At 68.0% G+C, this 8044-nt stretch carries 8 protein-coding genes; 7 read left to right on the top strand and 1 reads right to left on the bottom strand.

All coding sequences use genetic code 11. From position 1 onward, the window contains the following. Window positions 1-113 precede the first annotated feature (113 nt). Together ACYP33_RS30560 and ACYP33_RS30555 are read left to right on the top strand one after the other, a co-directional pair. A complete protein-coding gene (locus tag ACYP33_RS30560) occupies window positions 114-893 on the top strand; it encodes an SDR family oxidoreductase (RefSeq protein WP_414451345.1) in 780 nt (259 codons plus the stop codon). A 53-nt stretch (window positions 894-946) separates the two neighbouring features. After that, a complete protein-coding gene (locus tag ACYP33_RS30555; protein ID WP_414442675.1) occupies window positions 947-1330 on the top strand; it encodes a methylglyoxal synthase in 384 nt (127 codons plus the stop codon). A gap of 42 nt (window positions 1331-1372) precedes the next feature. Here the strand turns inward: ACYP33_RS30555 and ACYP33_RS30550 are convergent, their stop codons facing one another. After that, a complete protein-coding gene (locus ACYP33_RS30550; RefSeq protein ID WP_414442674.1) occupies window positions 1373-1774 on the bottom strand; it encodes a hypothetical protein in 402 nt (133 codons plus the stop codon). A gap of 262 nt (window positions 1775-2036) precedes the next feature. Here ACYP33_RS30550 and ACYP33_RS30545 point away from each other — a divergent pair, with 262 nt between their 5' ends. The 5 genes from ACYP33_RS30545 to kdpC all read left to right on the top strand — a co-directional run bounded on the left by ACYP33_RS30545 (window position 2037) and on the right by kdpC (window position 8019). Continuing rightward, a complete protein-coding gene (locus ACYP33_RS30545; RefSeq protein ID WP_459624995.1) occupies window positions 2037-3014 on the top strand; it encodes a quinone oxidoreductase family protein in 978 nt (325 codons plus the stop codon). 302 nt (window positions 3015-3316) lie between these two features. Further along, a complete protein-coding gene (gene kdpF / locus ACYP33_RS30540) occupies window positions 3317-3409 on the top strand; it encodes a K(+)-transporting ATPase subunit F (protein ID WP_206130663.1) in 93 nt (30 codons plus the stop codon). After that, window positions 3406-5214: a potassium-transporting ATPase subunit KdpA gene (kdpA, locus tag ACYP33_RS30535; protein WP_414442672.1), complete on the top strand. Its 1809-nt coding sequence runs from the start codon at window positions 3406-3408 to the stop codon at window positions 5212-5214. Before kdpF ends, kdpA begins: the two co-directional genes overlap by 4 nt. 123 nt (window positions 5215-5337) lie before the next feature. Next, window positions 5338-7425 carry a potassium-transporting ATPase subunit KdpB gene (gene kdpB / locus ACYP33_RS30530; RefSeq protein WP_414442671.1) on the top strand — a complete coding sequence of 696 codons (2088 nt, stop codon included), beginning with the start codon at window positions 5338-5340 and terminating at the stop codon, window positions 7423-7425. A gap of 12 nt (window positions 7426-7437) precedes the next feature. Further along, window positions 7438-8019, top strand: coding sequence for a potassium-transporting ATPase subunit KdpC (gene kdpC, locus ACYP33_RS30525; protein WP_414451351.1), 582 nt, complete (start codon window positions 7438-7440; stop codon window positions 8017-8019). Window positions 8020-8044: the final 25 nt, after the last annotated feature.

Below are 8044 nucleotides of genomic sequence, written 5' to 3'. Positions count from 1 at the left end.
CGGCGGCGCGGGGCGGCTGCGGCGCGGTTTCGCCGGCGGTGGCCGCCCGCGCCGGCCGGGCCGCCGCATCGGTGCGGCTCGCGCCGCTCACTGACAGCAAGGAACCGGCTCGAATGGATCTCGGAATCGCAGGACGCACCGCGCTCGTATGCGCGGCCAGCAAGGGGCTCGGACGCGGCTGCGCGCAGGCGCTGGCCGCCGAAGGCGTGAAGCTCGTGATCGTGGCGCGCACCCAGGAAACGCTCGACGCGACCGCCGAACACATCCGCCGTACCACCGGCGCGGACGTCACGGCCGTCGCCTGCGACATCACCACGCCGCAAGGCCGCGAGCTGGCGCTGGCGGCCTGCCCGCAGCCCGACATTCTCGTCACCAACGCGGGTGGCCCGCCGCCGGGCGATTTTCGCGATTTCTCGCGCGACGACTGGATCCGCGCCGTCGACGCCAACATGCTGACGCCGATCGAGCTGATCCGCGCCACCGTCGACGGCATGATCGCGCGCCGCTTCGGGCGCATCGTCAATATCACCAGCTCGGCGGTGAAGGCGCCGATCGATGTGCTGGCGCTGTCCAACGGCGCGCGCTCGGGGTTGACGGGCTTCGTGGCGGGGCTGTCGCGCAAGGTGGCCGAGCACAACGTGACGATCAACAACCTGCTGCCGGGCCTGTTCGACACCGACCGCATCAAGACCACGCTGACGGCGTCGGCGCAGGCGGCCGGCAAGAGCGTCGACGAGATGCGCGCGCGTCGTACCCAGGAGATCCCGGCGCGCCGGCTCGGGCAGCCCGACGAGTTCGGTGCGGCCTGCGCGTTCCTGTGCAGCGCGCATGCCGGCTACATCACCGGCCAGAACTGGCTGCTGGACGGCGGTGCCTACCCCGGCACGTTCTGAGCGCGCGCCGCGCCCGCCCGTTGCTCCCTTTCGACCCACGAGGATTGACCCGCATGGATGCACCCCGCATTGCGCTGATCGCGCACGACGCCAAGAAGGACGAGATCGTCGCGCTCACGGGCGCCTATCGCGACACGCTGGCGCGCTGCACGCTGCTGGCCACCGGCACGACCGGCGGCCGGATCGCGAGCGCGCATGGGCTGGAGGTCGAGCGCAAGCTGTCCGGCCCGCTCGGCGGCGATCAGCAGATCGGCGCGGAACTGGCCTCGGGCCTCGTGCAGATGGTGGTGTTCCTGCGCGACCCGATGACCGCGCAGCCGCACGATCCCGACATCAACGCGCTGGTGCGCGTGTGCGACGTGCACAACGTGCCGGTGGCCACCAACGTGGCGACGGCGCGGGTGCTGCTCGATGATCTGGTGCGGCGGCTGGGGTGAGGTGACGCGCCGGGCATCGAGCGCGGCGCATGCCGATGCCGGTCAGTAGGCCTGCTGGATCAGCAGCGTGGCCTGGCCGGTGTTGTCCGAGCAGACATCGTCGGAGGTGTAGCCGTACAGGGTCGATGCGCCGTTGCCGCCCACATCCACGACGATCGGCTGGGTGGTCACCGGCACGCCCCATTTTGCATTGAGGACACCGCCCTGCACGATCACGGTGTTGATCGGGCAGTCGCCGGACGAGCAGGACATGGTGTTCGCCGACAGCGACATCACGTACCGGCCCGGCGAGAGTTGGAATGTCGCGGCGGTGCCATAGGGCGCGGCGCCTGGCGAGAGCGCGCTCTGAATGCAGTTCTGCCGCCCGTCGACCGTGATGGAAGTCGCGGCTTGTGCGGTGGATGCCAGCGCGAGCAGAAGGGTTGCGACAACGGAAATGCGCATGACTCGGATCCTTTCTTCAAGTTATGTGGACTGCACGTTTGCACATCGCGTCGGCACGAGCGCGCCGACCCGTGCTTAACGGCATGAGCAGGCAGGCCTTGATGGTTTTGTCTGAAGAATTCATTTCTTTACATGACGCGGCTTCCCGGTGCCGCTTCCCGGCGTGGCGGCCGCCAGCACGATTTCCCCCGCCGCGCGAAAATCCCTCATCCCGTCGCGAGACGGCCGAATCCCCCGAACATCCAACTCAGGAGCACGACGCATGCCGAAAGCAATCCGTTACGACCAACCGGGCGGCCCGGAAGTGATGAAGTGGGTCGACGTCGAGGTCGGCGAACCGAAGGCCGGCGAGGTGCGCGTGAAGCACCACGCGGTGGGCCTCAACTACATCGACGTCTATTTCCGCACCGGCCTTTATCCGCAACCGCTGCCGGGCGGCCTCGGCCAGGAAGGCGCGGGCGAGGTGGTGGCGGTGGGCGAGGGCGTCGGCGCGCTGAAGGTGGGCGACCGTGTCGCCTACACCGGCGTGCCGCCCGGCTCGTATGCCGAGGAGCGCGTGCTGCCGGCCGAGAAGATCGTCAAGCTGCCCGATGCGATCAGCCATGAAGACGCCGCCTCGCTGATGCTGCAAGGCCTGACCGCGCAATACCTGTTGCGCCGCACTTATCCGGTCAAGGCGGGCGACACGATTCTGATTCACGCGGCGGCAGGCGGCGTCGGGCTGATCGTCTGCCAGTGGGCCAAGGCGCTCGGCGCGACGGTGATCGGCACGGTCGGCTCCGATGAAAAGGCCGAACTGGCCAAGGCGCACGGCTGCGACCACGCGATCGTCTACACGCGCGAGCCCGAGTTCGCCAAGCGCGTGAAGGAAATCACGAACGGCGCGGGCGTGCCCGTGGTGTACGACTCGATCGGCAAGGACACCTATGTTTCGTCGCTCGACAGCCTCGCGCCGCTCGGCCTGTTCGTCAGCTTCGGCAACGCGTCCGGCCCGCTGCCTGCGATCGACTCGAAGGAGTTCGCCTCGCGCGGCTCGCTGTTCTTCACGCGCCCTTCACTGTTTACCTACATCGCCAAGCGCGCCGATCTCGAACGCGGCGCGGCCGAGCTGTTCGACGCGGTGATCTCGGGCAAGGTCAGGACCAACGTGCGTCAGCGCTATCAGCTGGCGAACGTGGCCGAGGCCCATCGCGATCTCGAAGCGCGCCGCACCACCGGCTCGACGATCCTGCTGCCGTAACGCCCCGCTTAACGCTCCGCTTCATCCCCCGCTTCACGCCGCGGCCGCCTCCAGGGCGGCCGCGCGCTTTTCCGGCCGTCCCCCGGCGCCTGCCGCGTTTACGCGTTTTTTACACCCGCCCGCCCACCTTTGACCTGCCCTTTACGCGCATTCCCATAACGTTGCATCCGTTCGAACAGGAACACGGAGAACACAACAATGGATGCGCTGTATATCGGTGGTCTCGCACTCTTTTCAGTGCTGATCGCTGCGCTCGTCGCGGGGTGCGACAAGCTCTCGCAATATGGTCGCGGGGGGCGTCAATGAACTGGATGCTATGGCTCGCGGGGCTGTCGACCGCGCTGTTGTTCGCCTATCTGATCTACGCGCTGCTGCGCGCGGAGGACATCGAATGAGCGCGAACGATCTGATGCAGGCGGGGATCTTCCTCGTCGTGCTGCTGGCGCTGGCGGTGCCCGTCGCCGGCTATCTGACCCGCGTGATGGACGGCTCGTCGCGCATCGTGCGCGTGTTCGGGCCGCTCGAACGCGTGCTGTACCGCATCGCGGGCGTCGATCCGGGCGCGGAGATGTCGTGGAAGCAGTACGCGTTCGCGACGATCGCGTTCAACGTGCTCGGCATGTTCTTGCTCTACGCGCTGCTGCGCCTCCAGCAATGGCTGCCCGGCAACCCGCAGCAGTTCCCGCCGATGACGGTGGACGGTGCGTTCAACACGGCCGTCAGCTTCGTCACCAACACCAACTGGCAGGACTATTCGCCCGAGCAGACGGTCAGCTACCTCACGCAGATGCTCGGCCTGACGGTACAGAACTTCCTGTCGGCGGCCACCGGCATCGTGGTGGTGATCGCGCTGATCCGCGGCTTCGCGCGTCATACCGCGAAGACCATCGGCAACTTCTGGGTCGACCTGACGCGCGTGACGCTGTACGTGCTGGTGCCGATGTCGGCGGTGGTCGCGGCGCTGCTGATGAGCCAGGGCGTGATCCAGAACTTCCGCGCCTACACCGACGTGCCGACGCTGCAGGCCAGCACGTACCAGGCGCCGAAGCTCGACGCGCAGGGCAACCCGGTCAAGGACGACAAGGGCAACCCGGTGACGGTCGCCACGCCGCTGAAGACGCAGACGCTGGCCTTGGGCCCGGTGGCCACGCAGGAAGCCATCAAGATGCTCGGCACCAACGGCGGCGGCTTCTTCAACGGCAACTCGGCGCATCCGTACGAAAACCCCACGCCGGTCTCGAACATGATCGAGATGCTGTCGATCCTGATCCTGCCGGCCGCGCTGTGTCTGGTGTTCGGCCGCATGATCGGCGACCGCCGGCAGGGCGTCGCGGTGCTCGCGGCGATGACGGTGGCGTTCGCGGCGGCGGTGGGTGTCGAGGCGGCCTCCGAGCAGCGCGGCAACCCGCAGTTCACGGCGCTGCACGTCGACCAGGGCGCGAGCGGCCTGCAGGCGGGCGGCAACATGGAAGGCAAGGAAACCCGCTTCGGCATCGCCCAGACCAGCATCTTCGTGGTCACCACCACGGCCGCCTCGTGCGGCGCGGTGGACGGCGCGCACGATTCGCTGACGCCGGTCGGCGGGCTGGTGCCGATGCTGCTGATCCAGCTCGGCGAGGTGATCTTCGGCGGGGTGGGCTCCGGTCTCTACGGGATGCTCGTGTTCGCGCTGCTGGCGGTGTTCGTGGCGGGCCTGATGATCGGCCGCACGCCCGAATACGTCGGCAAGAAGATCGAATCGTTCGAGATGAAGATGGTGTCGATCGTGGTGCTGCTCACGCCGCTGCTGGTGCTGGTGGGCACGTCGCTCGCGGTGCTGTCCGAGGCCGGCCGCGCGGGGATCGCCAATCCGGGGCCGCACGGCTTCTCGGAGATCCTCTACGCGTTCAGCTCGGCCGCCAACAACAACGGCAGCGCGTTCGCGGGCCTGACGGTCAGCACGCCGTTCTACAACTGGCTGACGGCGATCGCGATGTGGTTCGGGCGCTTCGGCACGATCGTGCCGGTGCTGGCGATCGCCGGCTCGCTGGCGGCCAAGAAGCGCATCGCCGCGACCAGCGGCACGCTGCCGACGCACGGCCCGCTGTTCGTGGTGCTGCTGCTCGGTTCGGTGCTGCTGGTGGGCGCGCTGACCTATGTGCCGGCGCTCGCGCTCGGCCCGGGTGTCGAGCATCTGATGCTGTTCGTCAACTCGCATTGAGCACGCGCTGAGCGTGCATCGGGCAGGTCGGGCCGCGCGGCAAGCGCCGCCGGCCCGCCGCCCGCCAACAGGAAACGGGAAGTCGGAATCCGCGCATCGTTCGCGATGCCATCGAGGATCACAATGAATCAACATTCCGCTACACGATCGATGTTCGACCCGGCGCTGCTGCGCCCGGCGATCGTCGATTCGTTCAAGAAACTCACGCCGCGCACGCAGTTCCGCAATCCGGTGATGTTCTGCGTCTACGTCGGCAGCGTGCTGACCACCATCCTCTGGATCGCGGCGCTCGCCGGCCAGGCCGAGGCGCCGGCCGGCTTCATCCTGGCCGTCACGCTGTGGCTCTGGTTCACGGTGCTGTTCGCGAACTTCGCCGAGGCGCTGGCCGAGGGCCGCTCGAAGGCGCAGGCCGCGTCGCTGCGCAGCGCCAAGAAAGACGTGATGGCCAAGAAGCTCAACGAGCCGCATCCGAAATCGCCGGTGCGCATCACCACCGCCAGCGACCTGCGCCGCGGCGACGTGGTGCTGGTCGAAACCGGTGACGTGATCCCCGCCGACGGCGAGGTGATTGACGGCGTGGCCTCGGTCGACGAATCGGCCATCACGGGCGAATCGGCGCCGGTGATCCGCGAATCGGGCGGCGATTTTTCGTCGGTGACGGGCGGCACGCGCGTGCTGTCGGACTGGATCGTCGTGAAGGTCACGGCGAACCCGGGCGAGGCGTTCCTTGACCGCATGATCGCGATGGTCGAAGGCGCCAAGCGCAAGAAGACCCCGAACGAGATCGCGCTGACCATCCTGCTGGTTGCGCTGACGATCGTCATGCTGCTGGCGACCGCCACGCTGCTGCCGTTCTCGATCTTCTCGGTGCAGGCGATGAACGCCGGCCACGTGGTGACGATCACCGCGCTGGTGGCGCTGCTGGTGTGCCTGATCCCGACCACCATCGGCGGGCTGCTGTCGTCGATCGGCGTGGCCGGCATGAGCCGCATGATGCAGGCCAACGTGATCGCCACCTCGGGCCGCGCGGTCGAGGCGGCCGGCGACGTGGACGTGCTGCTGCTCGACAAGACCGGCACCATCACGCTCGGCAATCGTCAAGCATCCGAATTCGTGCCGGCCGCGGGCGTGCCCGAGGAAGCGCTGGCCGATGCGGCGCAACTGTCGTCGCTGGCCGACGAAACGCCGGAAGGCCGCAGCATCGTGGTGCTGGCCAAGACCCGCTTCAACCTGCGCCAGCGCGACATGGCGGCGTTGCAGGCCACCTTCATCGGCTTCTCGGCCACCACCCGCATGAGCGGCGTGGATCTGCCCGAGCGCGAGATCCGCAAGGGCGCGGCCGACGCGATTCGTCAGTATGTCGAAGCGCATGGCGGACGCTTTCCCGAGGACGTGCGCCGCGCGGTGGATGACGTCGCGCGCAAGGGCAGCACGCCGCTGGTGGTGGCCGAACGCCTGGGCGAGCAGGGCGCGCGCGTGCTCGGCGTGATCGAGCTGAAGGACATCGTCAAGGGCGGCATCAAGGAGCGCTTCGCCGAACTGCGCAAGATGGGCATCAAGACCATCATGGTGACGGGCGACAACCGCCTGACCGCCGCGGCCATCGCGGCCGAGGCCGGGGTGGACGATTTCCTCGCCGAAGCCACGCCCGAAACCAAGCTCGCGACGATCCGCGAGCATCAGTCGGCCGGGCGCCTCGTGGCGATGACGGGCGACGGCACCAACGACGCGCCGGCGCTGGCCCAGGCCGACGTCGCGGTGGCGATGAACACCGGCACGCAGGCCGCGAAGGAGGCCGGCAACATGGTCGACCTCGATTCGAACCCGACCAAGCTGATCGAGATCGTCGAGATCGGCAAGCAGATGCTGATGACGCGCGGCTCGCTGACGACCTTCTCGATCGCCAACGACATCGCCAAGTATTTCGCGATCATCCCGGCCGCGTTCGCCACCACCTATCCGCAACTGAACGCGCTGAACGTGATGCATCTGGCCACGCCGGCCTCGGCCATCATGTCCGCGGTGATCTTCAACGCGCTGATCATTGTGCTGCTGATTCCGCTGGCGTTGAAGGGCGTGCGCTATCGCGCGCTCGGCGCCGCCACGCTGCTGCGCCGCAACCTGCTGATCTACGGACTCGGCGGGATTCTGGTGCCGTTCGTCGGCATCAAGCTGATCGACATCGTGCTCGCCACGCTCGGCTGGGTATAAGGAAGTTACGCCATGAAAACCATGATTCGTCCGCTCGTCGTCCTGTTCGCGGTGCTGACCGCCGTGACGGGCCTCGCGTATCCGGCCGTGATGACGGCCTTCGGCGCGGCGGTGTTCCCGTCGCAATCGTCCGGCAGCCTGATCGAGCTGAACGGCAAGGTGGTCGGCTCCACGCTGATCGGCCAGCCGTTCGACGCGCCGCAATACTTCTGGGGCCGGCTGTCGGCCACCTCGCCGATGCCGTACAACGCGCAGGGTTCGAGCGCCTCGAACCTCGGCCCGACCAACCCGGCGCTGACCGATCAGGTCAAGGGCCGGCTCGACGCGCTGAAGGCGGCGGGCACCGACCTGAGCCAGCCGGTGCCGGTGGACCTGGTCACCGCCTCGGGCAGCGGCCTCGATCCGGAGATCAGCCCGGCTGCCGCGCTGTATCAGGTGGCGCGCGTCGCCCACGCGCGCGGCATGTCGGCCGACGCCGTGCGGCAACTGGTGGACGCCCACACCCAGGGCCGCCAGTTCGGCCTGTTCGGCGAGCCGCGCGTGAACGTGCTGGCGCTGAACCTGGCGCTCGACTCGGCCAAGTCCGCGCACTGATCGGCAGCGGACTTCTTTTGCGGCG

It is taken from the genome of Burkholderia sp. 3C (assembly GCF_054589155.1).
Note: the sequence above shows the minus strand (reverse complement) of the source record. Positions and strands in the feature narration are given on the sequence as shown.

What these genes read in the sequence shown, in the direction of transcription:
- ACYP33_RS30560 (WP_414451345.1), top strand. Translation starts at nt 114, where the DNA reads ATGGATCTCGGAATCGCAGGACGCACCGCGCTCGTATGCGCGGCCAGC.
- ACYP33_RS30555 (WP_414442675.1), top strand. Translation starts at nt 947, where the DNA reads ATGGATGCACCCCGCATTGCGCTGATCGCGCACGACGCCAAGAAGGAC.
- ACYP33_RS30550 (WP_414442674.1), bottom strand. Translation starts at nt 1,774, where the DNA reads ATGCGCATTTCCGTTGTCGCAACCCTTCTGCTCGCGCTGGCATCCACC.
- ACYP33_RS30545 (WP_459624995.1), top strand. Translation starts at nt 2,037, where the DNA reads ATGCCGAAAGCAATCCGTTACGACCAACCGGGCGGCCCGGAAGTGATG.
- kdpF (WP_206130663.1), top strand. Translation starts at nt 3,317, where the DNA reads ATGAACTGGATGCTATGGCTCGCGGGGCTGTCGACCGCGCTGTTGTTC.
- kdpA (WP_414442672.1), top strand. Translation starts at nt 3,406, where the DNA reads ATGAGCGCGAACGATCTGATGCAGGCGGGGATCTTCCTCGTCGTGCTG.
- kdpB (WP_414442671.1), top strand. Translation starts at nt 5,338, where the DNA reads ATGAATCAACATTCCGCTACACGATCGATGTTCGACCCGGCGCTGCTG.
- kdpC (WP_414451351.1), top strand. Translation starts at nt 7,438, where the DNA reads ATGAAAACCATGATTCGTCCGCTCGTCGTCCTGTTCGCGGTGCTGACC.